Source organism: Streptomyces carminius (assembly GCF_002794255.1).
Lineage (GTDB): Bacteria > Actinomycetota > Actinomycetes > Streptomycetales > Streptomycetaceae > Streptomyces > Streptomyces carminius.
Map to the genome: position 1 here is coordinate 148,374 of NZ_PGGW01000057.1, position 23,182 is coordinate 171,555.

A 23,182-nucleotide genomic window follows, 5' to 3' on the forward strand; every position below is an offset into this window, starting at 1 on the left:
CGTGTCCGAACAGCAGAGCCGAGCCGTCGAGACGGCCTCCGAGGACCAGGATCTCCACACGACCGCGGGCCGGATCGCGGACCTGGAGCGGCGCATCCAGGAGGCCACCCACGCGGGCTCGGCGCGGGCGGTGGAGAAGCAGCACGCCAAGGGCAAGCTGACGGCGCGCGAACGGATCGGGCTGCTGCTGGACGAGGGCTCCTTCACGGAGCTGGACGAGTTCGCCCGGCACCGCTCGACCAACTTCGGGCTGGCGGACAACCGCCCCTACGGCGACGGCGTGGTCACCGGCTACGGCACGGTGGACGGGCGCCCGGTGGCCGTCTTCTCCCAGGACTTCACCGTCTTCGGCGGCGCGCTGGGCGAGGTCTACGGGCAGAAGATCACCAAGGTGATGGACTTCGCCCTGAAGACGGGCTGCCCCGTCATCGGCATCAACGACTCCGGCGGCGCCCGCATCCAGGAGGGCGTGGCCTCCCTCGGCGCCTACGGCGAGATCTTCCGCCGCAACACCCTCGCCTCCGGGGTGATCCCGCAGATCTCCCTGGTGGTCGGCCCGTGCGCGGGCGGCGCGGTCTACTCCCCGGCGATCACCGACTTCACGGTGATGGTCGACCAGACCTCGCACATGTTCATCACCGGCCCGGACGTCATCAAGACGGTCACCGGCGAGGACGTCGGCTTCGAGGAGCTGGGCGGCGCCCGCACCCACAACGCCACCTCCGGGGTGGCGCACTACATGGCCGGCGACGAGAAGGACGCCGTCGAGTACGTCAAGGCGCTGCTGTCGTACCTGCCGTCCAACAACCTCTCCGAGCCGCCCGCCTTCCCCGAGGAGGCGGACCTGGAGACCTCGGAGACCGACCGGGAGCTGGACGCGCTGATCCCGGACTCGGCGAACCAGCCGTACGACATGCACACCGCGATCGAGCACGTGCTGGACGACGGCGAGTTTCTGGAGACCCAGCCGCTGTTCGCGCCGAACATCCTCACCGGCTTCGGGCGGGTGGAGGGCGCACCGGTCGGCATCGTCGCCAACCAGCCGATGCAGTTCGCCGGCTGTCTGGACATCGACGCCTCCGAGAAGGCCGCGCGCTTCGTGCGCACCTGCGACGCGTTCAACATCCCGGTGCTCACCTTCGTCGACGTCCCCGGCTTCCTGCCCGGCGCCGACCAGGAGTACGGCGGCATCATCCGGCGCGGCGCCAAGCTGATCTACGCCTACGCCGAGGCCACGGTGCCGCTGATCACCGTCATCACCCGCAAGGCGTTCGGCGGCGCGTACGACGTGATGGGCTCCAAGCACCTGGGCGCGGACCTCAACCTGGCCTGGCCGACGGCCCAGATCGCGGTGATGGGCGCCCAGGGCGCGGTCAACATCCTGCACCGCAGGACGCTGGCGGCGGCGGGGACCGACGAGGAGCGCGAGGAGCTGCGGGCCAGGCTCACCGCCGAGTACGAGGACACGCTCCTCAACCCCTACGTCGCGGCCGAGCGCGGTTATGTGGACGCGGTGATCCGGCCCTCGGAGACCCGGCGCCACCTCGTGCGGGGCCTGCGCGCGCTGCGCACCAAGCGCGAGTCCCTGCCGCCGAAGAAGCACGGCAACATCCCGCTCTGACCGCTTCGACCCGACCGCTTCCGACAGCGAGGAGACCGCGGCAATGATCAAGGTCGTACGCGGCAACCCGACCCCCGAGGAACTGGCCGCCGCCCTGGCGGTGGTGCGCACCCGGGCGGCGGCCCTGGCGGCCGGGCGGCCCGCCGCGCCCCGCGCCGCCCAGTGGTCCGACCCGGCCCGCACCGTCCCCGGCCGGCGGCTGCCGCACCCGGGGCCGCAGGCGTGGCGGACGACGTACTGGCCCGGCTGAGCCGCCCTCCCGCCCGCTCCCCCGGAGCGCCCGGGGCGCCCGGGGCGCCTGAGTACGGGTACTCAGGCGCCCCGGGCGCGGACGGCGGAGGATCGAGGACATGCTCTGGTCCGACCCGGCCGACGAACCCACCGAGGAGCTGCGCTCCGCACAGGCCATGCTCCGCCGCGCCGGCCCGCTGCTCGCCGTCGCCATGCTCGTGGTCTTCCTGCTGCTGCTCTGAGCGGGCCGCCACGCGCGGGCCCGTCGGCGGCCGCCCGTCAGCGGCCGGCCCGGAGGTTCCTAGGATGAGCCGCATGGTCCACGACACCGCCTCCGTCCATGGCGCCGCCCCCGCACCCGCGCGCCGTCTCGTCCTCGCCTCCCGGTCCCCCGCCCGGCTCGGGCTGCTGCGGCAGGCCGGGCTGGCGCCCGAGGTGATCGTCAGCGGGGTGGACGAGGACGCGATCAGCGCCCCCACCCCCACCGAACTGGCCCTGCGGCTGGCCGAGGCGAAGGCGGCGGCCGTGGCGGAGCGGGACGCGGCGGCGGGCGCGCTCGTCGTCGGCTGCGACTCGGTGCTGGAACTGGACGGGCGTCCGCTGGGCAAGCCCGCGGACGCCGAGGAGGCCACCGCCCGCTGGAAGGCCATGCGCGGGCGCACCGGTGTCCTGGTGACCGGGCACTGCGTCGTCGACGTGGCCGCCGGCCGCCGCGTCTCGGCGACCGCCGCCACCTCGGTCCGCTTCGGCGAGCCGACCGACGCGGAGGTCGCCGCCTATGTCGCCAGCGGCGAGCCGCTGCACGTCGCGGGAGCCTTCACCCTCGACGGCCGGTCGGCGCCCTTCGTCGAGGGCATCGAGGGCGACCACGGCAATGTCATCGGGCTCTCGCTGCCGCTGCTGCGGCGGCTGCTGGCCGAGCTGGGCGTGGGGATCACGGAGTTGTGGGCCTGAGCGGTGCCCCGGCGGCGCCGGGCGCGGTGTCCCCGGCCCCTTCGGCGCCCTGCCCGCCGGCCGGGGACACCGGGGACGACAGAGCCAGTACGAGGACGCCCAGCGCGGCCATCACAACGGCGAACGCGGCCCACCCCACCAGCGCGGCGGCCACCGCGCCGAGCACCCCGTGCCCGACGGCCACACCGGCCAGCAGCACGCGGGCGGGCCGGCCCGGCGCCCGGCCGGTCAGGGCGGTGCGGAGCAGCAGCGCGCCGCACAGCAGCAGCAGGACTGCCAGGACGGCGCCGCCGGCCCAGGCGGAGACGGCCGCGACGCGCGGGTCGAGCCCGGCCAGGGACATGTCCTGCCGGTCGACCATGACCCCGAGGATCCAGTGCAGCACCGCGACCCCCGCGGCCTCGGACACCAGTACCGCGGTCGCCGCCAGGGCCACCGGCCGTCCGTGCGCCATGCCCGTACCCCGCTTCCGTCCCCGCCCCGCCCGTCCGTCCGTCCGGCAGCGCGCATGCTACTAGCGGGTAGCGCCGCCGGGAAGCCGCGGCGCACCGGCAAAGAATTGCCCCGTCGTTCATAGGAATCCCACAAAGAACCGGCGATTCCACCGCAGCGCCCGGACAGTAACCTTGACCACACGGCGAATCTCCGGCCGGAGCCGTGAGGCCCGGCGTACCGTGTGCTCACAGGGGGTTTGGGCTTCTCAGGATTTCCGGAATCACATTCCGTGTGGGCAAGCTCACCCCCCGGGGCGACTCGGCGTGCGGTGTCGCCACTACCTAAACTCACATCGCTCATGTGTTGCTGCGGCCCAGCGCCAAGGAGGAAGCCATCGTGCGCAAGGTGCTCATCGCCAATCGCGGTGAAATCGCTGTCCGCGTCGCCCGGGCCTGCCGGGACGCCGGGATCGCGAGTGTGGCCGTCTACGCCGACCCGGACCGGGACGCGCTGCACGTGAAGGCGGCGGACGAGGCCTTCGCGCTGGGCGGCGACACCCCGGCCACCAGCTACCTGGACATGGCCAAGGTACTGAAGGCCGCCGCCGACTCCGGCGCGGACGCGATCCACCCCGGCTACGGCTTCCTCTCGGAGAACGCCGACTTCGCCCAGGCCGTCCTGGACGCCGGGCTGATCTGGATCGGCCCGCCCCCGCAGGCCATCCGCGACCTGGGCGACAAGGTGGCGGCCCGCCACATCGCCCAGCGCGCCGGCGCGCCGCTGGTCGCGGGCACCCCCGACCCGGTCTCCGGCTCGGACGAGGTCCTCGCCTTCGCCCAGGAGCACGGTCTGCCGATCGCCATCAAGGCCGCCTTCGGCGGCGGCGGACGCGGTCTGAAGGTCGCCCGCACCCTTGAGGAGGTGCCGGAGCTGTACGACTCGGCCGTCCGCGAGGCGGTGGCCGCCTTCGGCCGCGGCGAGTGCTTCGTGGAGCGCTATCTGGACCGGCCGCGCCATGTGGAGACCCAGTGCCTGGCCGACAAGCACGGCAACGTGGTGGTCGTCTCCACCCGGGACTGCTCGCTGCAGCGCCGCCACCAGAAGCTGGTGGAGGAGGCCCCCGCGCCGTTCCTGACCGCCGAGCAGAACGCCGAGCTGTACCGCGCGTCCAAGGCCATCCTCAAGGAGGCGGGCTACGAGGGCGCCGGCACCTGCGAGTTCCTGGTCGGCCAGGACGGCACGATCTCCTTCCTGGAGGTCAACACCCGCCTCCAGGTGGAGCACCCGGTGACCGAGGAGGTCACCGGCATCGACCTGGTCCGCGAGATGTTCCGGATCGCCGACGGCGAGGAACTGGGCTACGACGACCCGGTGCTGCGCGGCCACTCCTTCGAGTTCCGCATCAACGGCGAGGACCCGGGCCGGGGCTTCCTCCCGGCCCCGGGCACGGTCACCGTCTTCGCCCCGCCCGCCGGTCCGGGCGTGCGGCTGGACGCGGGCGTGGAGTCCGGCTCGGTCATCGGCCCGGCCTGGGACTCGCTGCTGGCCAAGCTGATCGTCACCGGCGCCACCCGGCAGCAGGCCCTGCAGCGCGCCGCCCGCGCCCTGGCGGAGTTCCAGGTCGAGGGCATGGCGACCGCCCTCCCGTTCCACCGCGCGGCGGTCGCCGACCCGGCCTTCGCACCCGAGGTCAACGGCCGTCCCGAGGGTCCGTTCAGCGTTCACACCCGGTGGATCGAAACCGAGTTCGTCAACGAGATCAAACCGTTCACCGCAACCGCCGACGCGGAGGCGGAGGAGGACGAGCCCGGCCGGGAGACCGTCGTGGTCGAGGTCGGCGGCAAGCGCCTGGAGGTCTCCCTGCCCGCCTCGCTGGGGATGACACTGGCCCGCACCGCGGCGGCCGGCGGCGCCCGCCCCAAGCGGCGCGCGGCCAGGAAGTCCGGCCCGGCCGCCTCCGGTGACGCCCTGGCCTCCCCGATGCAGGGCACCATCGTCAAGGTCGCCGTGGAGGAGGGCCAGCAGGTCGCCGAGGGCGAACTCGTCATCGTCCTGGAGGCGATGAAGATGGAGCAGCCCATCACCGCCCACCGCGCCGGCACCGTCAAGGGGCTCAGCGCCGCCGTCGGCGCGAGCGTCAGCTCCGGCGCCGTCATCTGCGAGATCAAGGACTGACCGGACGGCAGACCCGGCACGGGCGGGGCGGGACGGCACGGCGGCCGTCCCGCCCCGCCCGTGCGTCGGACGGTCAGTGGTGGCGGCGCGGGGCCAGGTCCGTGACCCGGCCCGGCTGGCCCTCGCCCGGAGCGGGCGGGGGAGCCGCGCGCAGTTGCTGTGAACCGCCTCCCCCGCCGCTCTGCGGGTGCTGGCGGCGCTGCCCCGGCAGCGGCACCTCGCGGCGGGGCTGCCGCCCCGTGCCACCCGTACCGCCCTCCCCGCCCGTACCGCCCGGCCCGGGGTGCCCGGCCGGACCGCCCAGGTGGGCGCCCGCCTCGCCGGCCACCGCGATCTGGACGCCCTGGTCGGCCAGGGCCTGCAGCTCCGCCGCCGCCCGCTCGTCCTGCGCCGGGGGCTCGTTGGTCACCAGGCGGGTGATCAGGTCCGGGGAGATCGTCTGGAACATCGTGTCGACACCGAGCTTGGTGTGGTCGGCGAGGACGACGACCTCCGCCGCGGCCCGCACCAGCGCGCGGTCCACGCTCGCCGACAGCATGTTGGCGGTGGACAGGCCGCGTTCGGCCGTCAGCCCGTTGCCGGACAGGAAGGCACGGGACACCCGCAGCCCCTGCAGGGAATGCTCGGCGCCGCTGCCGACCAGCGCGTAGTCGGCCCCGCGCAGTGTGCCGCCGGTCATCACCACCTCGACGCGGTTGGCATGCGCCAGCACCTGCGCGACCAGCAGCGAGTTGGTGACCACGGTCAGGCCCGGCACCCGCGCCAGACGGCGGGCCAGCTCCTGGGTGGTCGTGCCGGCGCCGAGGACGACGGCCTCGCCCTCCTGGACGAGGCCCGCGGCCAGATCGGCGATGGCCGTCTTCTCCGCGGTCGCCACATGCGCCTTCTGGGGGAAGCCCGACTCCCGGGTGAAGCCGCCGGGCAGCACCGCGCCGCCGTGGCGGCGGTCGAGCAGTCCCTCGGCCTCCAGCGCCCGGACATCGCGCCGTACGGTCACTTCGGAGGTCTGGACGACTCGCGCGAGCTCCCGGAGCGAGACGGCTCCGTTGGCACGCACCATTTCGAGGATCAGTTGGCGACGTTCTGCAGCGAACACAGAACTGACAGTAACCTGCCCGACCGTCTGCTTTCAGCTGTTTCCGCTGAATAACGGAAGTTGTCCGTAGCCGTGTCCCGGCCGTGGTATAGGCGATCGTTTCCGGGCGGATCCGGCGGAACCAGACCGCTGATCAGCCCTCTTCGGCCGTCTTCCGGGTGTGGAGCTGCCGTGCCACCTCGGCGATCGAGCCCGAGAGGGAGGGATAGACGGTGAAGGTGTTCGCGATCTGTTCGACCGTCAGGTTGTTGTCGACCGCTATCGAGATCGGATGGATGAGCTCGCTGGCGCGCGGTGCCACCACCACGCCCCCGACCACGATGCCCGTGCCCGGCCGGCAGAACAGCTTCACGAAGCCGTCCCGGATGCCCTGCATCTTGGCGCGCGGGTTGCGCAGCAGCGGCAGCTTGACCGCGCGGGCGTCGATACGGCCGCTGTCCACGTCGGCCTGCGAGTAGCCGACGGTGGCGATCTCCGGGTCGGTGAAGACGTTCGCCGAGACCGTCTTGAGGTCCAGCGGCGCCACCGTCTCGCCCAGGAAGTGGTACATCGCGATCCGGCCCTGCATGGCCGCGACCGAGGCGAGCGCGAAGACGCCCGTGCAGTCGCCGGCCGCGTAGACGCCGGGGACGGAGGTGCGCGAGACCCGGTCCGTCCGGATGTGGCCCGACTCCCGCAGCCTGACCCCGGCCTCCTCCAGACCGATGCCCGCGGTGTTGGGGACCGCCCCGACCGCCATCAGGCAGTGGCTGCCGGTGATGACCCGGCCGTCCGAGAGGGTGACCTCGACCCGGTCCCCCACCCGCTTGACCGAGGCCGCCCGGGAGCGCGACAGCACGTTCATGCCGCGGCGCCGGAAGACCTCCTCCAGCACCACCGCCGCGTCCGGGTCCTCGCCGGGCAGCACCCGGTCGCGCGAGGAGACCAGCGTCACCCGGGAGCCGAGCGCCTGGTAGGCGCCGGCGAACTCGGCACCGGTGACGCCGGAGCCGACCACGATCAGCTCCTCGGGCTGCTCCTCCAGGTCGTACACCTGGGTCCAGTTCAGGATGCGCTCACCGTCCGGGAGGGCGTCGGCCAGCTCGCGCGGCTTGCCGCCGGTGGCGACGAGGACGGCGTCCGCCGTCAGCCGCTGCTCCCCGCCCTCGCCCGTCTCCACGACCACCTGGCGCGAACCGTCGGACGCCTGGTGCGGCTCCAGCCGGCCGCGGCCGCGCAGCACCCGGGCGCCGGCCCGGGTGACGGCGGCGGTGATGTCGTGCGACTGGGCGAGCGCCAGGCGCTTGACCCGCCGGTTGACCCTGCCCAGATCCACCCCGACGACCCGGGCGGGATTGTCGGGGTCGGGTGTGCCGTCCTCGACGATGATGCCGAGCTCCTCGTAGGAGGAGTCGAAGTTCGTCATCACCTCGGCGGTGGCGATGAGCGTCTTGGAGGGGACGCAGTCGGTCAGCACCGACGCCCCGCCCAGACCGTCCCGGTCGACGACGGTCACCTCCGCGCCGAGCTGCGCGGCCACCAGCGCCGCCTCGTAGCCGCCGGGCCCACCACCGATGATCACGATCCGAGTCACGTGTCCCAGTCTGACACGCGACGCCCGCGCGCCCGGCACCACCCGCCGACCGCACGGGCACTCCGGCCGGGGGGCGGCGCCCGCCGCCCGCTAACCTCGTCGCATGTCGCTCTACGCCGCCTATGCCGGAAACCTCGACGCCCGGCTGATGTCCCGCCGCGCCCCGCACTCCCCGCTGCGCGGCACCGGCTGGCTCAGCGGATGGCGGCTGACCTTCGGCGGTGAGCACATGGGCTGGGAGGGATCGCTCGCGACCCTCGTCGAGGATCCGCTGTCGGAGGTCTTCGTCGCGCTGTACGACATCGCACCCATGGACGAGGACTCCATCGACCGCTGGGAGGGCGTCGGCATGGGCATCTACCGCCGCACCCGGGTGCGGGTGCACACCCTGGACGGCGACGAGACGGCGTGGTGCTACGTGCTCAACGGCTACGAGGGCGGGCTGCCCTCGGCCCGCTATCTGGGGGAGATCGCGGAGGCGGCGGAGTCCGCGGGCGCTCCGTACGACTATGTGACGGAGCTGCGCAAGCGCCCCTGCTGAGGATTCCGGGTGCCTCCGCCGGACACGTCCACCGCTCGCCCACCGCTCGCCCACCCGCCCATCCCCTGCTCGTCGCCGCCGTCGGAGCGCCGCGGGACCGGCCCCGGGACCACTGCCGCCCCGGTTCCGGGGAACACCCCGGCCGGGGGCGTCTACGCGCGTAGGCAATTACCGGTTACCCTCATCGGCGTGAACGCATCTGCCAGCACGGAGTACTCCGGCGACCCCCACGCCGCCGCCGAAGCGGCCGCGGCCCGCCTCCGCGAACTGACCGGCGCGGAGAGCCACGACGTGGCCCTGGTCATGGGCTCGGGCTGGGTCCCGGCCGCCGACGCGCTCGGGGCGCCGGACCACGAGTTCCCGGTCACCGACCTCCCCGGCTTCCCGCCGCCGATGGTCGCGGGGCACGCCGGGCGGGTCCGCTCGTACCGTGCCGGCGAGCGACGCGCACTGGTCTTCCTCGGCCGCACGCACCTGTACGAGGGCCACGGCGTCGCGTCCGTCGCCCACGGTGTCCGCTCGGCGGTGGCCGCGGGCTGCAAGACCGTCGTGCTGACCAACGGCTGCGGCGGCCTCCGCCCGGGCATGCGCCCCGGCCAGCCGGTCCTCATCCGGGACCACATCAACCTGACCGGCCGCTCCCCGATCGCCGGTGCGCACTTCGTCGACCTGACGGACCTCTATTCGCCGCGGCTGCGCGCGCTGTGCCAGGAGGTGGACGGCACGCTGGAGGAGGGCGTCTACGTCCAGTTCCCCGGCCCGCACTACGAGACGCCCGCCGAGATCGGCATGGTCCGGGCGATCGGCGGCGACCTGGTCGGCATGTCCACCGTGCTGGAGGCGATCGCCGCGCGGGAGGCGGGCGCGGAGGTGCTGGGCATCTCCCTGGTCACCAATCTGGCCGCGGGCATGACCGGCGAGCCCCTCAACCACGAGGAGGTCCTCCGGGCCGGCCGCGACTCGGCCGCCCGGATGGGTGAACTGCTGGCCCGCGTCCTGCCCCGCGTCTGACCGGCCGGCACGATGGGCGCCCGCCCCTCCCCCGTACGGTCCGGGCGGTGCCGTACGCCCCGCGGGCCGGTCCCGGACGGCACCCTGGCGACACCCGGACGACACCCTGGCGATGAGGTGCCCGGTGGGGTCCGGGAGCGTCCCGGGTAGGAGTGGGCCGGAGACCGGCGAGGACCCGCGGACGCCGGTGGACACCGACGGAGCCGACGAAGACCGACCAGAGGGAGTTCCCGCGGCCGCCCCGGCGCGGGAGTGGCGGCGGACGGGAGCGCCCGCCCGGCGCCGCCCGTACGGCGGCCGTGCGAGACGACACGCGAGAGCGGAGACGACGTGACAACCGTGCACGATGAGCTGACCGCCCGGGCGCGGTCCTGGCTGGACGAGGACCCGGACCCGGAGACCCGCGAGGAACTGGCCGGGCTCCTCGAGGCACAGGACTTCGGCGAACTGGCCGACCGCTTCTCCGGCACCCTCCGGTTCGGCACCGCCGGGCTCCGCGGCGAACTGGGCGCGGGACCGATGCGGATGAACCGCGCGGTCGTCGTCCGGGCCGCGGCCGGGCTCGCGGCGCACCTGCGGCGGGCCGGGCACGGTGGCGGCCTGGTCGTCGTCGGGTACGACGCCCGCCACAAGAGCGCCGACTTCGCGCGCGACACCGCCGCCGTGCTGGTCGGCGCCGGTCTGCGGGCCGCCCTGCTGCCCCGCCCCCTGCCCACCCCCGTCCTGGCCTTCGCCGTACGGCACCTGGACGCCGCCGCCGGCGTCATGGTCACCGCGAGCCACAATCCGCCCCGGGACAACGGCTACAAGGTCTACCTCGGTGGGGGCGCGCAGATCGTGTCGCCGGACGACGCGCGGATCGCCGACGAGATCGCCTCGATCGGCTCCCTGTCGGAGGTCCCGCGCGCCGAGGACGGCTGGGACGTCCTCGGCGAGGAGATCACCGAGGCCTATCTGGAGCGGGCGGTCTCGGTCCTCACCCCGCGTTCCCCCCGGGACGTGCGCGTCGTCCACACCGCCCTGCACGGGGTGGGGGGCGCGGTCGTGGCCGCGGCCTTCGAGCGGGCGGGCTTCCCCGCGCCGATCGCGGTGGCCGAGCAGGCCGGGCCCGATCCCGACTTCCCGACCGTCGCCTTCCCCAACCCCGAGGAGCCCGGGGCGATGGACCTGGCCTTCGCCACCGCCCGTGACCGTCAGGCGGAGGGCGTCGACCTGGTCATCGCCAACGACCCCGACGCCGACCGCTGTGCGGTGGCGGTGCCCGACCCGGGCTCGGACACCGGCTGGCGGATGCTGCGCGGCGACGAGGTGGGCGCGCTGCTGGCCACCCATCTGGTGCACAAACGGGCCCGGGGCACCTTCGCCACCACGATCGTCTCCTCCTCCCTGCTGTCGAAGATCGCCGCCGAGGCGGGCGTGCCGTACACCGAGACACTGACCGGCTTCAAGTGGCTGTCCCGGGCGGACGGGCTGCGCTACGCCTACGAGGAGGCGCTGGGCTACTGCGTCGACCCCGAAGGTGTCCGCGACAAGGACGGCGTCACCGCCGCGCTGCTCGTCGCCGAGCTGGCCGCGGAGCTGAAGGAGACCGGCCGCACCCTGACGGAGCTGCTGGACGACCTCGCGGCGCGCTACGGGCTGCACGCCACCGACCAGCTCTCGGTGCGGGTGGCGGACCTGTCCCTGATCGAGGCGGCGATGCGCCGGCTGCGCGGGACGCCGCCGGTCACCCTGGGCGGTCTGACCGTCACCTCGGCCGAGGACCTCGGCCGGGGTGACGGCGGTCTCCCGCCGGCCGACGTGCTCCGCTACCACCTGGCCGGCGACTCCCGGCAGGGCGTCTCGGGCGCCCGGATCGTCGTCCGGCCCAGCGGCACGGAGCCGAAGCTGAAGTGCTACCTGGAAGTGGTCGTCCCCGTGGCGGACGCCTCGGAACTGTCCACCGCCCGGGCCACGGCGGACTGGGCCCTGGGCACCCTCCGGACGGACCTGGCCGCCGCCGCGGGTATCTGACCCGCCCGGCTCGGCGGTCCGCGGCACCCGGCACACCCGCCCGGACCGCCGGGCCGGGCGGTCCGCGGCACCCGGCACACCCGCCCGGACCGCCGGGCCGGGCGGTCCGCGGCACCCGCGCGCCGACGGAGCACCGTCCGGCGGTCGCGCAGCCGGGGCACCCGGGCAACCGGGACGCCCTACCGAGCACCCGGCCCTGAGGAGACGGGCTGCGGCGGACCGGTCACCGGACGGACGGGCCTGCCGGAGTGCGGGCCGGTACGCTCCGCGCCCGTCCGGGCCGCACGGACAGGCGTCCCGCGTTCCGGCCCGCAGCCACCGGACGTACGCAGCCACCGGACCGCACCGGCCGGAGCCGGCCCGCCCTGACCGCCCTGACCGCCCGGTCACCCTCAGCCCAGGAGCAGCAGGAGCACGAGGGCGAGTCCGCCGACGGCGGCGGGAACCAGGATCTCGTAGGCCCACCGGACGGCCGGGGCGCCCTGCGCGGCCTCGGCGGAGGCATGGCGCTCGGCCAGCGCGCGGATCTCCTCGACCGCCTGGTCGGCCTGGGGCCGGTAGCCGCCCTGGTCCCCGCCGCCCCCCGGGCCCGTCCCCCCGCCGAACACCGTCGGCGCCGGGCCGCCTCCCCGCTGCCGGGCGGCCTTCTTCCGCTGCCGCAGCGACACCGGGATCGCCCACATCTGGTACTTCGCGCCGCCCGCGGCGAAGACCTCGGCGGAGTACGCGGCCCGCACATCCTCGACCGACGCCCACGGCAGGGTGATCGTGCGGAACGGATTGCGCACCCGCAGCCGCTCACTGCCCGCGTACACGGCGGGCCGCAGGGAGAAGGCCACGATCAGCGGCGCGAGGAACAGCAGGGCGGCCAGCGAGATCCACCGGACGCTTCCCTCGCCGCTGAGGACTCCGTCACCGGTCAGCAGCACGACGAGCAACAGCAGCAGACCGCCTCCCACCAGCCCCGGTACGGAGCGGTAGACATGGTCGGCGTATCCGGTCTGCTCACGCGTCATGCCCCCGATTCTGCCCGATGACGGCCGGCGTGGACGGCCCGCCCGGTCTCCGGGGCAACCCGCCGGGGACACATGCCGGAAGAGAACGACGGGGAGCGGAGAGGACGAGGAGCGGAGAGGGCGGAGGGCAGGAGGGAGCGGTCAGTCGATGATCGCCTCGTAGTAGCGGTCCTCGGCGGAGTCGTAGACCAGGGTGCCGTCGGCGTCGTACCCCCTGACCGCCGGAGCCGTGTCCGGCTTCTCGGTGAGCACGCCGCTCGCCACGAAGTAGCCGCCGTCGATCGCCGCCTCCACCGTCCGTCCGCCGTACTCCACGGTGACCCTGCTGACCTCGGCGGTCACACTCCCGTAGTCCACCCAGCGGTAGGGCAGTTCCCAGTCCGTGCCGCCCAGGGGGATCTGCCGGTAGAGCACATTGGCGTTGATGTCGACCGTGACGGCCCGCTCCGGGGCCCCGTCCCCGTTGAACACGCGCAGGTTCTGCGTCTCCTCGCGGTCCCGGCAGAAGTACACCGCCCCGTCGTCCTCGCGGTGGACCGCCAGCACCCCTGTGCCGGAATTGCCCTCGTTGTGGTTGGTCACCAGCTTCCATGCCTGGAGGAGCCGGTAGTCCGCCGGGTCGCCGAGCTCGTCGGCCGGAGGTGCGCCCTTCGAGTGCTTCGCCTGCAGGGCGGCGTGGGACTTCAGACAGCGGGCGAAGGACGCCTCGGCCTGCGAGAGGCCGATCCCGTCGGCGAGCTGCCCGGGTGTGGCGGGCGGCCCCATGCCTTCCGGCTCTTCGGCGTCCGCCGAGGTGCCGGGAGAGTCCGGCGCACCGGACGACGCGGGCGCGGTACCGGCCACGGGGGCGGAGCCGTCCCCCCAGCCGCCGTACGCGCCCAGGGCCACCCCCGGCACCACGGCCAGTACGGCGATCCCCGCCCCGGCCACCGCCATGCCGCGCCGGCGGGCGGTCCGTGCCCCCCGCACGATGGAGTCGTAGGGCGCGCCCTCCGGGCGGACGTCGTCCACCCCCTCGGCCAGCATCCGGCGCAGTTGCACCTCGAACGGAGTCTCCTCGCTCATCTCGTCTCCCCATGGTTGGCGGGCACCGGTACCGCCGGCTCCGCGGCGGTACCGGTGCGGGTGTCGGTCCCGGGCCCGGTACGGGTGTCGGCGCCCGGCCGGACCGCGTGCAGGCCCGGCTGGGCCCGCAGCTTGGCGAGCCCCTTGGACGCCTGGCTCTTGACGGTGCCGACGGAGCAGCCCAGCGTCTGCGCCACCTCCGCCTCCGAGAGGTCCTCCCAGTAGCGCAGCACCACCACCGTCCGCTGCCGCTTGGGCAGCCGGGCGAGGGCTCTCATCAGCACCTGCCGGTCGACGGCGCGCGGCGCGGGATCCGGGTGGGCCGGTGCGGCGGCGTCCAGCGGCAGCTCCGTCAGATGCTCGGCGACACGCCGCTTCCTGAAGCGGTCCTTGTTGCAGCTGACCAGGATGCGCCGTATGTAGGCGTCCGGGTTCTCGCTGCGGACGACCCGCCGCCAGGAGCGGTACGCCTTTGTCAGGGCGGCCTGTGCGAGATCCTCGGCATGGTGGCGGTCTCCCGTCAGCAAGTAGGCCGTCCGCACCAGATGTGGCCATCTGGTGCGGACGAAGCCCTGGAACTGACTTTCGTCTTCTGAGTGCATCCGCGCTCCCTTCACCCTCCAGACCACCCTCTGTCCGGAACGGGTTGCCCGGGATTCCGGACACCCGGAAGGGGTGCCGTGGTGCCGCCCGGACGTGACACCGCCGGCGGTCCCGTCCCGCGCACCTCCCGGGCCGGGCCGTGCCCCCTCGCCGCCGGCCGGATGCGGTCCCCGTCCCGGCGGCCCGTCCCCGCCGGACGCCGCCCGCATCGGACGCCGGGTACCGGGCCGCGGTGCGCCGGGTGGGGGATGGGGGATGACAGCCGCTACGCGCGTAGATATGCTCGTCTGGTGACCATGCCTGCCTCGCCTCCCACCACCGCGTCCGAAGCGCCGCCCCCGGCGTTCGCGGACGCCACCGCGTCCGACGCCGCGCTGCGCCGCTTCCTGCACGGCCTGCCCGGGGTCGACGCGGTCGGCCTCGAAGCCCGCGCCGCCGCGCTCGGCACCCGTTCGATCAAGACCTCGGCCAAGGCCTTCGCCATCGACCTGGCCATCTCGATGATCGATCTGACCACCCTGGAAGGCGCCGACACCCCCGGCAAGATCGGGGCGCTGTGCGCCAAGGGCGTCCACCCCGACCCCACCGACCGCACCGCCCCGAGGGTGGCCGCGATCTGCGTCTACCCGGACATGGTGGCCACCGCCCGGCAGGCCCTGGACGCCGCCGGTGGCCGGGAGGGCCGGACCGTCAAGGTCGCCTCCGTCGCCACCGCCTTCCCGGCCGGCCGCGCCGCGCTGGACGTCAAGCTGGCCGACACCCGCGGCGCGGTGGCCGCCGGGGCCGACGAGATCGACATGGTCATCGACCGCGGCGCCTTCCTCTCCGGCCGCTACCTCCAGGTCCTCGAGGAGATCAGGGCCGTGAAGGAGGCCTGCGCCCGCGAAGGCGGCGAGGACGCGCACCTGAAGGTGATCTTCGAGAACGGCGAACTGGCCACCTACGACAACATCCGCCGCGCCTCCTGGCTGGCGATGCTCGCCGGGGCGGACTTCATCAAGACCTCCACCGGCAAGGTGGGCGTCAGCGCCACCCCGGCGAACACCCTGGTGATGCTGGAGGCGGTGCGCGACTTCCGCGCCGCCACCGGCACCGTGATCGGCGTCAAGCCCGCGGGCGGCATCCGCACCACCAAGGACGCACTCAAGTACCTGGTGCTGGTGAACGAGACCCTCGGCGACGACTGGCTGCGCCCCGACCGGTTCCGCCTCGGTGCCTCCAGCCTCCTCAACGACCTGCTGATGCAGCGCCAGAAGCTGACCACCGGGCGCTACTCCGGCCCCGACTACGTGACGGTGGACTGATCACGATGAGCCCTCTGTTCGAGTACGCGCCCGCGCCCGAGTCCCGCGCGGTCGTCGACATCGCCCCCTCCTACGGACTGTTCGTGGACGGCGAGTTCCGCGAGGCCGCCGGCGGCCGGGTCCTCAAGACCGTCTCGCCGGCCACCGAGGAGGTGCTGTCCGAGGTCGCCCACGCCGGCGACGAGGACGTGGACGCGGCCGTGGCCGCCGCCCGCCGCGCCTTCGGCCCCTGGTCGGCGCTGCCCGGCGCCGAGCGCGCCAAGTACCTGTTCCGGATCGCCCGGATCGTCCAGGAGCGCTCCCGCGAACTGGCCGTCCTGGAGACCCTGGACAACGGCAAGCCGATCCGCGAGACCCGGGACGCGGACCTGCCGCTGGTCGCCGCGCACTTCTTCTACTACGCGGGCTGGGCCGACAAGCTCGCCCACGCGGCCCTCGGGCGGAGCCCGCACAACGGCACGAGCGGGCCGGACCCGCGTCCACTGGGCGTGGCCGCCCAGGTCATCCCGTGGAACTTCCCGCTGCTGATGCTCGCCTGGAAGATCGCCCCGGCGCTGGCCTGCGGCAACACCGTCGTCCTCAAGCCCGCCGAGACCACCCCGCTGTCCGCGCTGTTCTTCGCGGACGTCTGCCGCCAGGCCGGGCTGCCGCCGGGCGTGGTCAACATCCTCACCGGCGACGGCTCCACCGGCGCCGCGCTGGTCGCGCACGAGGGCGTCGACAAGGTCGCCTTCACCGGCTCCACCGCCGTCGGGAAGCAGATCGCGCGCACCGTGGCGGGCACGCGCAAGAAGCTCACCCTGGAGCTGGGCGGCAAGGGCGCCAACATCGTCTTCGACGACGCGCCCATCGACCAGGCCGTCGAGGGCATCGTGAACGGCATCTACTTCAACCAGGGCCAGGTGTGCTGCGCGGGCTCCCGCCTGCTGGTGCAGGAGTCGGTCCAGGACGAACTGCTGGACGCGCTCAGGCGCCGGCTGGCCACCCTGCGGGTCGGCGACCCGCTGGACAAGAACACCGACGTCGGCGCCATCAACTCCGCCGAGCAGCTCGCCCGCATCACCGAGCTCGCCGACAGCGGCGAGGCCGAGGGCGCCGAGCGCTGGTCCCCGGCCTGCGAGCTGCCCGAACGGGGCTACTGGTTCGCGCCGACGGTCTTCACGAACGTCACCCAGGCCCACCGCATCGCCCGCGAGGAGATCTTCGGCCCGGTCCTGTCCGTGCTGACCTTCCGCACCCCCGACGAGGCCGTGGCCAAGGCCAACAACACGCCGTACGGCCTGTCGGCGGGCGTGTGGACGGAGAAGGGCTCCCGCATCCTGGCGATGGCGGACCGGCTGCGGGCCGGTGTGGTGTGGGCCAACACGTTCAACAAGTTCGACCCGGCCTCGCCCTTCGGCGGTTACCGGGAGTCGGGCTTCGGCCGCGAGGGCGGCCGTCACGGTCTGGAGGCGTACCTCGATGTCTGAGATGTCTGAGATGTCCGGTGGTAACGGCGGCACCGCGCGCACGCGGCTGAGCGTCCTGAAGACCTACAAGCTGTTCGTCGGGGGGAAGTTCCCCCGCTCCGAGAGCGGACGGGTGTACGAGGTGACCGACACACGCGGCAGGTGGCTGGCCAACGCCCCGCTGGCGTCCCGCAAGGACGCCCGGGACGCGGTGGTCGCCGCCCGGAAGGCGTTCGGCCCCTGGTCCGGGGCGACCGCGTACAACCGCGGCCAGATCCTCTACCGGATCGCCGAGATGCTGGAGGGCCGCCGCGAGCAGTTCACCGCCGAGGTCGCCGCCGCCGAGGGCCTGTCGAGGGCGAAGGCCGCCGCGCGGGTGGACGCCGCCGTGGACCGCTGGGTGTGGTACGCGGGCTGGTCCGACAAGATCGCCCAGGTGGCGGGCGGCGCCAACCCGGTGGCGGGCCCGTACCTCAACCTCTCCACCCCCGAGCCCACCGGGGTGGTCGCCGTGCTCGCGCCCCGGGAGTCCGCCTTCCTCGGCCTGGTCTCGGTGCTCGCCCCGGTGATCGTCACCGGCAACACCGCCGTCGTGGTGACGAGCGAGCGGGCCCCGCTGCCCGCGCTCTCGCTGGCCGAGGTGCTGGCCACCTCCGACCTGCCCGGCGGCGTGGTCAACATCCTGTCCGGCCGTACCGCCGAGCTCGCCGCCCCGCTCGCCGCCCACCAGGACGTCAACGCGATCGACCTGGCGGGCGCGGACGACGCCGGCCTGGCGAGGGAACTGGAGGCCGCCGCGGCGGAGAACCTCAAGCGGGTGCTGCGCCCGGCGGACGGCGGCGCCGACTGGTCCGCCGACCCCGGGACGGGGCGGATGCTGGCGTTCCTGGAGACCAAGACCGTCTGGCATCCCGTCGGCGTCTGACCACGCCCGCCCGCGCCCCGCGGCGGCCGGTGCCGCGGTGTCCCGCGTACGGACACCGCGGCACCGGCCGTTCCCCTGAGGAACCCCGAGCCCCTCAAGCCTCCGGCATCCGCCCGGCACACCGGTACGAAGTCCTCCCGCCATGCCCGACAATGGTGTTCCGTGGCCTCCTCCGACACCGCCCGCGTGATCCTGTTGACCGGACCGTCCGGCTCCGGAAAGTCCTCGCTCGCCGCCCGCACCGGACTGCCCGTGCTGCGGCTGGACGACTTCTACAAGGAGACCGGCGATCCGTCCCTGCCCCGGTTCCCCGGCAGCGGGCTGGTCGACTGGGACGACCCCGCCTCCTGGGACGCGGACGCCGCGGTGGCCGCGATCGGCGCCCTGTGCGAGCGCGGCCGCACCGCCGTGCCGGTGTACGACATCGCCGCGAGCGCCCGGACCGGCACGGAGGCGCTCGACCTGCGCGGCGCCCGGCTGTTCGTCGCCGAGGGGATATTCGCCGCCGAGATCGCCGGACGGTGCCGGGAGCTGGGACTGCTGGCCGACGCCCTGTGCCTGCGCGGCCGGCCCGGCACCACCTTCCGGCGGCGGCTGGTCCGCGACGTGCGCGAGGGCCGCAAGTCGCTGCCCGTCCTGATCCGCCGCGGCTGGACGCTGATGCGCGACGAGCACACGATCGTCGCCCACCAGGTCGCCCTCGGCGCCCACGCCTGCGGCCGGGACGAGGCCCTGGGCCGGATCGCGGAGCTCGGCGCGCCCTCGGTCGTGCGCCGCTGAGCCCCGCGCGCCGGCCACGGCCCCGGGCGGCCGGGCGTACGACGGCGCGCGACGGGAGCGGGTCCGGCCACACCCCCCGGCCGGCCGGACCCGCTCCCGCTTCCCCCGCTGTTCCCCCGTCGTCCCCCTGCCCCCGTTCTCCCCCGTTCCCCCGTCCCCCCGGTTCTCCGGCGCCGGCCGTCAGGCGACCAGTTCGCCGAAGCTCTCCTCCAGGTCCCGGCCGAAGCTGAGCGACTGGTCGTCGCGCAGCCGGCGCAGGGAACGCCAGATGCTGCTCTTGACCGTGCCGACGCTGATGTTCAGGATGTCGGCGATCTCCGGGTCCGTGCGGCCCTCGTAGTAGCGCAGGACCAGCATGGTGCGCTGCGTCTCGGGCAGCCGCGCCAGCGCCTGCCACAGGACCGCGCGCAGTTCGGTGCCGCGCATCGCGTCGTTCTCGCCCGCCGCCTCGGGCAGTTCCTCGGTCGGGTACTCGTTGAGCTTGCGGCGGCGCCAGGCGCTGATGTGCAGGTTCGTCATGGTGCGGCGGAGGTAGCCGCCGACCGCGGCCTTGTCGCTGATCCGCTCCCAGGCGCGGTAGGTGGAGAACAGTGCGCTCTGCAGCAGGTCCTCGGCCTCGTGCCGGTCCCCCGTCAGGTGGTAGGCGGTGGCGTACAGGGAGGCGCGGCGCTCGCGGACGTAGGCGGTGAACTCCGCCTCCGACACGCCCTGGCGCCGCTCCCCCGGTGCCTCCCCGTACGCCTCGTCCCCCCGGCGGCCGCCCCCGACGGCCGCCTCCCCCACGGCGGCGATGTGCGCCGGCCGCTGCCGCCCGGCGTTACGGACGCACCCTCCCCCTCGTCTCGCCGTGCCGGCCTCCGGAGTGCCCGGGCCGCCGGACCTCTCCCTGCTCCGGGCGGGAACCGCCGGGGTGCGCGGATGCGTGTGGATAACTGCGCTGGTGATGGTGCTGTGCAGTGTGGTCATCTCGCGCCCCCCTCGTAGAGCCAGCCCGTTCGCTCGCCTTGCTGTGCCGAATACACTGCCGCGGCAGTTTCATGGCCGGGTCCTCCCTCTGTCACAGGGGTGTCACAGGGCGCGGAGCGGGCGTGCCCCGGAACCGGACCGGTTTTCCGGGTATCCCGCGTATCCCGTGCATCCCGGGTGTCCGCCAGTCGAAGTACGGGCGGGGGATGCGCCAGAATGGCGCGCGTGCCATTCCTGTTGCTGATCGAGGACGACGAGGCCGTCCGTACGGCCCTGGAGATGGGCCTGTCCCGGCAGGGCCACCGTGTGGTGACCGCCGCCTCGGGCGAGGACGGTCTCAGGCTGCTGCGCGAGCAGCGGCCCGATCTGATCGTGCTGGACGTCATGCTGCCCGGCATCGACGGCTTCGAGGTGTGCCGCCGCATCCGGCGCACGGACCAGTTGCCGATCATCCTGCTGACCGCGCGCAGCGACGACATCGACGTCGTGGTCGGCCTGGAGTCGGGTGCGGACGACTACGTCGTCAAGCCGGTGCAGGGACGGGTGCTGGACGCCCGTATCCGCGCGGTGATGCGGCGCGGCGAACGTGAGGCGAACGACTCGGCGGCCTTCGGCGCGCTGGTCATCGACCGCTCCGCGATGACGGTGACCAAGAACGGCAGGGACCTGCAGCTGACCCCGACGGAACTGCGGCTGCTGCTGGAACTGAGCCGCCGCCCCGGGCAGGCGCTGTCGCGGCAGCAGTTGCTGCGGCTGGTGTGGGAGCACGACTACCTCGGCGACTCCCGGCTGGTCGACGCGTGCGTCCAGCGGCTGCGCGCGAAGGTCGAGGACGTGCCCTCCTCCCCGACCCTGATCCGTACGGTGCGCGGGGTGGGCTACCGGCTGGACCCCCCTGCGTGAGCGACGCACGCGAGGCCGCCGGGCCGCGCCTTCCCGCGATACCCGCGCCCGCGCCGAGCGGGTGGAGAAGACCGCCCCGCGCCGCGGCCGGCGACGTACGCCGGGCCACCGCCCCGCACCCCGGCCCGGGGGCCGCGCCCCGGCACGGCGGGGCCCACGAGGAGGAACTGTGAGCGGGATCCCCGGAAAGTTCATGGGGGCGCTGCGGCTGACGAGCCTGCGGCTGCGGCTCGTGGTGGTCTTCGCGCTCGTCGCACTGATCGCCGCGGCGGCCGCCTCCGGAATCGCGTACTGGATCAACCGCGACGCCGTCCTCACCCGGGCCCAGGACGCCGCGCTCAACGACTTCCGCGACTCACTGGGCGACACCGCGGGGTCCGTCTCCCGCCGCACGTCCTGCGACGAGCTGCAGGACGCGGCCGACGCCATGGCGAACTCCGCCGAGCGGTACGAGGTCGTGCTGATCTCCCGGCGGACCGGCGGACCGCCGTGCCGGGCCGCGTCGCACGGGGACTTCACCCTGGACGACGTGCCCCGGACACTGCGCACCGCCGTGAACCGGAAACGCGAGGTCGACGCCGCCAACCCGGCCGAGTACCACCTGTACTGGCAGCGGATCGACCTGGACGGCGAGCCGTACCTGGTGAGCGGCGCGACCGTGATCGACGAGGGCGGCCGGCCGGCGCCGACGGGCTACATGCTCAAGTCGCTGGCGGCCGAGCGGGACGACCTCAGCTCCCTGGCCTGGTCGCTGGGCATCGCCACCGCGCTGGCGCTGGTCGGTTCCGCCCTGCTGGCGCAGGCCGCCGCCACCACGGTGCTGCGGCCCGTGCAGCGGCTGGGGGACGCGGCGCGGCGGCTGGGCGAGGGGAAGCTGAACACCCGGCTGCAGGTGTCGGGGACCGACGAGCTGGCCGAGCTGTCCCGCACGTTCAACCGCACCGCCGCGGCGCTGGAGAAGCGGGTGGCGGAGCTGAGCGCCCGCGAGGAGTCCAGCCGGCGCTTCGTGGCGGACATGTCCCACGAGCTGCGCACGCCGCTGACCGCGATCACCGCGGTGACGGAGGTGCTGGAGGAGGAGGCCGACTCGCTCGACCCCATGATCGCGCCCGCGGTCGGACTGGTGGTCAGCGAGACCCGGCGGCTGAACGACCTGGTGGAGAATCTGATGGAGGTCACCCGCTTCGACGCGGGCACGGCCAGACTGGTCCTGGACGACGTCGATGTCGCGGACCAGGTGACGGCCTGTGTCGACGCCCGCGCCTGGCTGGACGCGGTCGAGCTCGACGCCGACCGCGGTGTGATGGCCCGGCTCGACCCGCGGCGGCTGGATGTGATCCTGGCCAATCTGATCGGCAACGCGCTCAAGCACGGCGGCTCCCCGGTGCGGGTCTCGGTGCGCACCGGGAAGCCCGGGGCAGCCACGGCGAGGCGCGCCGCGGGCGGGGACGAACTGGTCATCCGGGTCTCCGACAACGGACCCGGCATCCCCGAGGACGTGCTGCCGCACGTCTTCGACCGCTTCTACAAGGCGAGCGCGTCCCGGCCCCGGTCGGAGGGCAGCGGTCTCGGGCTGTCGATCGCCCTGGAGAACGCGCACATCCACGGGGGCCGGATCACCGCGGAGAACGCGCCCGGGGGCGGCGCGGTCTTCACCCTGCGGCTGCCTCGCGACGCCAGCCGGCTCGCGCCGGACCGCGACCGGGACGACTACCGGGACCCCGACCGGGGCGCCGGCCAGGAACTCGACCAGGAGTCCGGCCAGGACGGCACCCGCGGCGGCGCGGGCACCGGGACCGGCGGGGAGGGCGACCGATGACGACCGCGCACCGTACCGCCCGTGCCGTCGCCGTCGTTCTGGCGGCCCTCACGCTCGGCGGGTGCGGCATCCGTTCGACGCCCGTGCCGGTGGACGCGGGCGCGGCGCCGTCCCGGGTGTCGTGTGCGGCGCCCGGCGCCGGGGAGGCGCGGCAACCGGGGGACGAGGTCATCCGGGTGGACGTCTTCCTCGTCTGCGGCGGCGGTGTCGAGCCGGTGGAGCGCACCGTGCCCGTGAAGGCCGGTGAGCAGGGCCCGGACGTACGGCTGAGGACGGCCCGCGCGCTCCTCGACGAGTTGCAGGAGTCCCCCTCCCGGGCCGAGGACGAGGCGGGCTTCGGCACCGCGGTGCCGCACACGCTGGAGGTCCTCGCACCGGACGAGGAGGACTCCCGCGAGACCCTCCGGCTGAGCCAGGAGCCCGGCCGGCTGCCGCCCTTCGCGCTGGCCCAGATCGTGTGCACGTTCGCGGGCACGGCCGCCACCGGACAGGAACCCGCGGTGGTGCTCGGCGGTCCGGGCCCGGGCCCGGGGACAGGAGCGGAGCCGGAGCCGGAGGAGGGCCGCGGGGCCCCGTCGGCCTACTCGTGCACCGACGCGCTGCGGAACGGTCCGGAAGCCGCGGGGACGGCGGGCGCACCGCCGTCGTAGGCGGCGATCGGGTGACGGCCAGGGAAGCCGGGGCCCCGGGGAACCGCCTCCCG

At 74.2% G+C, this 23,182-nt stretch carries 23 protein-coding genes; 16 read left to right on the forward strand and 7 right to left on the reverse strand.

The window, feature by feature from the left end:
* The first annotated feature begins 1 nt into the window (after nt 1).
* The 4 genes from CUT44_RS16790 (at nt 2) to CUT44_RS16800 (ending at nt 2,806) form a co-directional block, all read left to right on the forward strand.
* Entirely contained in the window at nt 2-1,621 is a 1,620-nt protein-coding gene (locus CUT44_RS16790) for an acyl-CoA carboxylase subunit beta (RefSeq protein ID WP_100202679.1), read from the forward strand.
* 43 nt (nt 1,622-1,664) lie between these two features.
* Nucleotides 1,665-1,871 (forward strand): acyl-CoA carboxylase subunit epsilon, encoded by a 207-nt coding sequence (locus tag CUT44_RS16795; protein WP_100202680.1) that lies wholly within the window; start codon nt 1,665-1,667, stop codon nt 1,869-1,871.
* 100 nt (nt 1,872-1,971) lie between these two features.
* Nucleotides 1,972-2,094, forward strand: a complete 123-nt coding sequence (gene mmpB, locus CUT44_RS34550; RefSeq protein ID WP_269846186.1) for a morphogenic membrane protein MmpB — start codon at nt 1,972-1,974, stop codon at nt 2,092-2,094.
* A gap of 73 nt (nt 2,095-2,167) precedes the next feature.
* Nucleotides 2,168-2,806, forward strand: a complete 639-nt coding sequence (locus tag CUT44_RS16800) for a Maf family protein (protein WP_100202754.1) — start codon at nt 2,168-2,170, stop codon at nt 2,804-2,806.
* On the opposite strand, the gene CUT44_RS16805 is transcribed toward CUT44_RS16800, so the two are convergent.
* Entirely contained in the window at nt 2,787-3,260 is a 474-nt protein-coding gene (locus tag CUT44_RS16805; RefSeq protein ID WP_100202681.1) for a hypothetical protein, read from the reverse strand. The two genes, CUT44_RS16800 and CUT44_RS16805, sit on opposite strands and share 20 nt — an antisense overlap.
* A gap of 377 nt (nt 3,261-3,637) precedes the next feature.
* Between CUT44_RS16805 and CUT44_RS16810 the strand changes: the two genes are divergently transcribed.
* A complete protein-coding gene (locus CUT44_RS16810) occupies nt 3,638-5,416 on the forward strand; it encodes an acetyl/propionyl/methylcrotonyl-CoA carboxylase subunit alpha (RefSeq protein ID WP_100202682.1) in 1,779 nt (592 codons plus the stop codon).
* A 73-nt stretch (nt 5,417-5,489) separates the two neighbouring features.
* Here CUT44_RS16810 and CUT44_RS16815 read toward each other — a convergent pair whose 3' ends face one another.
* Nucleotides 5,490-6,476 carry a DeoR/GlpR family DNA-binding transcription regulator gene (locus tag CUT44_RS16815; protein ID WP_233221452.1) on the reverse strand — a complete coding sequence of 329 codons (987 nt, stop codon included), beginning with the start codon at nt 6,474-6,476 and terminating at the stop codon, nt 5,490-5,492.
* A 169-nt stretch (nt 6,477-6,645) separates the two neighbouring features.
* The gene (locus CUT44_RS16820) at nt 6,646-8,094 is read right to left on the reverse strand and encodes an NAD(P)H-quinone dehydrogenase (protein ID WP_100202755.1); all 1,449 of its coding nucleotides are present in this window, start codon (nt 8,092-8,094) and stop codon (nt 6,646-6,648) included.
* A 94-nt stretch (nt 8,095-8,188) separates the two neighbouring features.
* On the opposite strand from CUT44_RS16820, the gene CUT44_RS16825 reads away from it, so the two are divergent.
* From CUT44_RS16825 to CUT44_RS16835, 3 genes are all read left to right on the forward strand, one after another.
* Nucleotides 8,189-8,626, forward strand: coding sequence for a gamma-glutamylcyclotransferase (locus tag CUT44_RS16825; protein WP_100202684.1), 438 nt, complete (start codon nt 8,189-8,191; stop codon nt 8,624-8,626).
* 189 nt (nt 8,627-8,815) lie between these two features.
* Nucleotides 8,816-9,637, forward strand: coding sequence for a purine-nucleoside phosphorylase (locus CUT44_RS16830; protein WP_100202685.1), 822 nt, complete (start codon nt 8,816-8,818; stop codon nt 9,635-9,637).
* Between the two features lie 330 nt (nt 9,638-9,967).
* Nucleotides 9,968-11,650, forward strand: coding sequence for a phospho-sugar mutase (locus tag CUT44_RS16835; RefSeq protein WP_100202686.1), 1,683 nt, complete (start codon nt 9,968-9,970; stop codon nt 11,648-11,650).
* 392 nt (nt 11,651-12,042) lie between these two features.
* Here the strand turns inward: CUT44_RS16835 and CUT44_RS16840 are convergent, their stop codons facing one another.
* The 3 genes from CUT44_RS16840 to CUT44_RS16850 form a co-directional block, all read right to left on the reverse strand.
* Nucleotides 12,043-12,666, reverse strand: a complete 624-nt coding sequence (locus CUT44_RS16840) for a PH domain-containing protein (protein ID WP_100202687.1) — start codon at nt 12,664-12,666, stop codon at nt 12,043-12,045.
* 141 nt (nt 12,667-12,807) lie between these two features.
* Nucleotides 12,808-13,731 (reverse strand): hypothetical protein, encoded by a 924-nt coding sequence (locus tag CUT44_RS16845; RefSeq protein WP_100202688.1) that lies wholly within the window; start codon nt 13,729-13,731, stop codon nt 12,808-12,810.
* Nucleotides 13,728-14,333, reverse strand: a complete 606-nt coding sequence (locus CUT44_RS16850; RefSeq protein ID WP_100202689.1) for a SigE family RNA polymerase sigma factor — start codon at nt 14,331-14,333, stop codon at nt 13,728-13,730. Before CUT44_RS16850 ends, CUT44_RS16845 begins: the two co-directional genes overlap by 4 nt.
* Nucleotides 14,334-14,630: 297 nt before the next feature.
* Here CUT44_RS16850 and deoC point away from each other — a divergent pair, with 297 nt between their 5' ends.
* From deoC to CUT44_RS16870, 4 genes are all read left to right on the forward strand, one after another.
* The gene (deoC, locus tag CUT44_RS16855; protein ID WP_100202756.1) at nt 14,631-15,638 is read left to right on the forward strand and encodes a deoxyribose-phosphate aldolase; all 1,008 of its coding nucleotides are present in this window, start codon (nt 14,631-14,633) and stop codon (nt 15,636-15,638) included.
* Between the two features lie 5 nt (nt 15,639-15,643).
* Nucleotides 15,644-17,107: an aldehyde dehydrogenase family protein gene (locus tag CUT44_RS16860; protein WP_100202690.1), complete on the forward strand. Its 1,464-nt coding sequence runs from the start codon at nt 15,644-15,646 to the stop codon at nt 17,105-17,107.
* A complete protein-coding gene (locus CUT44_RS16865; protein WP_408646753.1) occupies nt 17,100-18,011 on the forward strand; it encodes an aldehyde dehydrogenase family protein in 912 nt (303 codons plus the stop codon). Before CUT44_RS16860 ends, CUT44_RS16865 begins: the two co-directional genes overlap by 8 nt.
* A 162-nt stretch (nt 18,012-18,173) precedes the next feature.
* Nucleotides 18,174-18,791, forward strand: a complete 618-nt coding sequence (locus tag CUT44_RS16870) for an ATP-binding protein (protein WP_233221442.1) — start codon at nt 18,174-18,176, stop codon at nt 18,789-18,791.
* Between the two features lie 180 nt (nt 18,792-18,971).
* On the opposite strand, the gene CUT44_RS16875 is transcribed toward CUT44_RS16870, so the two are convergent.
* Complete coding sequence (locus CUT44_RS16875) at nt 18,972-19,757, reverse strand: SigE family RNA polymerase sigma factor (protein WP_100202693.1); 786 nt, start codon at nt 19,755-19,757, stop codon at nt 18,972-18,974.
* A 225-nt stretch (nt 19,758-19,982) separates the two neighbouring features.
* Here CUT44_RS16875 and CUT44_RS16880 point away from each other — a divergent pair, with 225 nt between their 5' ends.
* The 4 genes from CUT44_RS16880 to CUT44_RS16890 are packed head-to-tail and all read left to right on the forward strand — an operon-like array spanning nt 19,983 to nt 23,129.
* Nucleotides 19,983-20,660, forward strand: coding sequence for a response regulator transcription factor (locus tag CUT44_RS16880; RefSeq protein WP_199185734.1), 678 nt, complete (start codon nt 19,983-19,985; stop codon nt 20,658-20,660).
* Nucleotides 20,657-20,833 carry a hypothetical protein gene (locus CUT44_RS33150; RefSeq protein ID WP_158239622.1) on the forward strand — a complete coding sequence of 59 codons (177 nt, stop codon included), beginning with the start codon at nt 20,657-20,659 and terminating at the stop codon, nt 20,831-20,833. Before CUT44_RS16880 ends, CUT44_RS33150 begins: the two co-directional genes overlap by 4 nt.
* 20 nt (nt 20,834-20,853) lie before the next feature.
* Nucleotides 20,854-22,479: a sensor histidine kinase gene (locus tag CUT44_RS16885; protein ID WP_100202757.1), complete on the forward strand. Its 1,626-nt coding sequence runs from the start codon at nt 20,854-20,856 to the stop codon at nt 22,477-22,479.
* Nucleotides 22,476-23,129 carry a hypothetical protein gene (locus CUT44_RS16890; protein WP_100202695.1) on the forward strand — a complete coding sequence of 218 codons (654 nt, stop codon included), beginning with the start codon at nt 22,476-22,478 and terminating at the stop codon, nt 23,127-23,129. Before CUT44_RS16885 ends, CUT44_RS16890 begins: the two co-directional genes overlap by 4 nt.
* The last annotated feature ends 53 nt before the right edge of the window (nt 23,130-23,182 follow it).

Coding starts and splice junctions, on each gene's coding strand:
- CUT44_RS16800 (WP_100202754.1), top strand. CDS start 2,168: ATGGTCCACGACACCGCCTCCGTCCATGGCGCCGCCCCCGCACCCGCG.
- CUT44_RS16850 (WP_100202689.1), bottom strand. CDS start 14,333: ATGCACTCAGAAGACGAAAGTCAGTTCCAGGGCTTCGTCCGCACCAGA.
- CUT44_RS16795 (WP_100202680.1), top strand. CDS start 1,665: ATGATCAAGGTCGTACGCGGCAACCCGACCCCCGAGGAACTGGCCGCC.
- CUT44_RS16860 (WP_100202690.1), top strand. CDS start 15,644: ATGAGCCCTCTGTTCGAGTACGCGCCCGCGCCCGAGTCCCGCGCGGTC.
- deoC (WP_100202756.1), top strand. CDS start 14,631: ATGCCTGCCTCGCCTCCCACCACCGCGTCCGAAGCGCCGCCCCCGGCG.
- CUT44_RS16805 (WP_100202681.1), bottom strand. CDS start 3,260: ATGGCGCACGGACGGCCGGTGGCCCTGGCGGCGACCGCGGTACTGGTG.
- CUT44_RS16825 (WP_100202684.1), top strand. CDS start 8,189: ATGTCGCTCTACGCCGCCTATGCCGGAAACCTCGACGCCCGGCTGATG.
- CUT44_RS16875 (WP_100202693.1), bottom strand. CDS start 19,757: ATGACCACACTGCACAGCACCATCACCAGCGCAGTTATCCACACGCAT.
- CUT44_RS16865 (WP_408646753.1), top strand. CDS start 17,100: ATGTCTGAGATGTCTGAGATGTCCGGTGGTAACGGCGGCACCGCGCGC.
- CUT44_RS16890 (WP_100202695.1), top strand. CDS start 22,476: ATGACGACCGCGCACCGTACCGCCCGTGCCGTCGCCGTCGTTCTGGCG.
- CUT44_RS16840 (WP_100202687.1), bottom strand. CDS start 12,666: ATGACGCGTGAGCAGACCGGATACGCCGACCATGTCTACCGCTCCGTA.
- mmpB (WP_269846186.1), top strand. CDS start 1,972: ATGCTCTGGTCCGACCCGGCCGACGAACCCACCGAGGAGCTGCGCTCC.
- CUT44_RS16845 (WP_100202688.1), bottom strand. CDS start 13,731: ATGAGCGAGGAGACTCCGTTCGAGGTGCAACTGCGCCGGATGCTGGCC.
- CUT44_RS16885 (WP_100202757.1), top strand. CDS start 20,854: ATGGGGGCGCTGCGGCTGACGAGCCTGCGGCTGCGGCTCGTGGTGGTC.
- CUT44_RS16815 (WP_233221452.1), bottom strand. CDS start 6,476: ATGGTGCGTGCCAACGGAGCCGTCTCGCTCCGGGAGCTCGCGCGAGTC.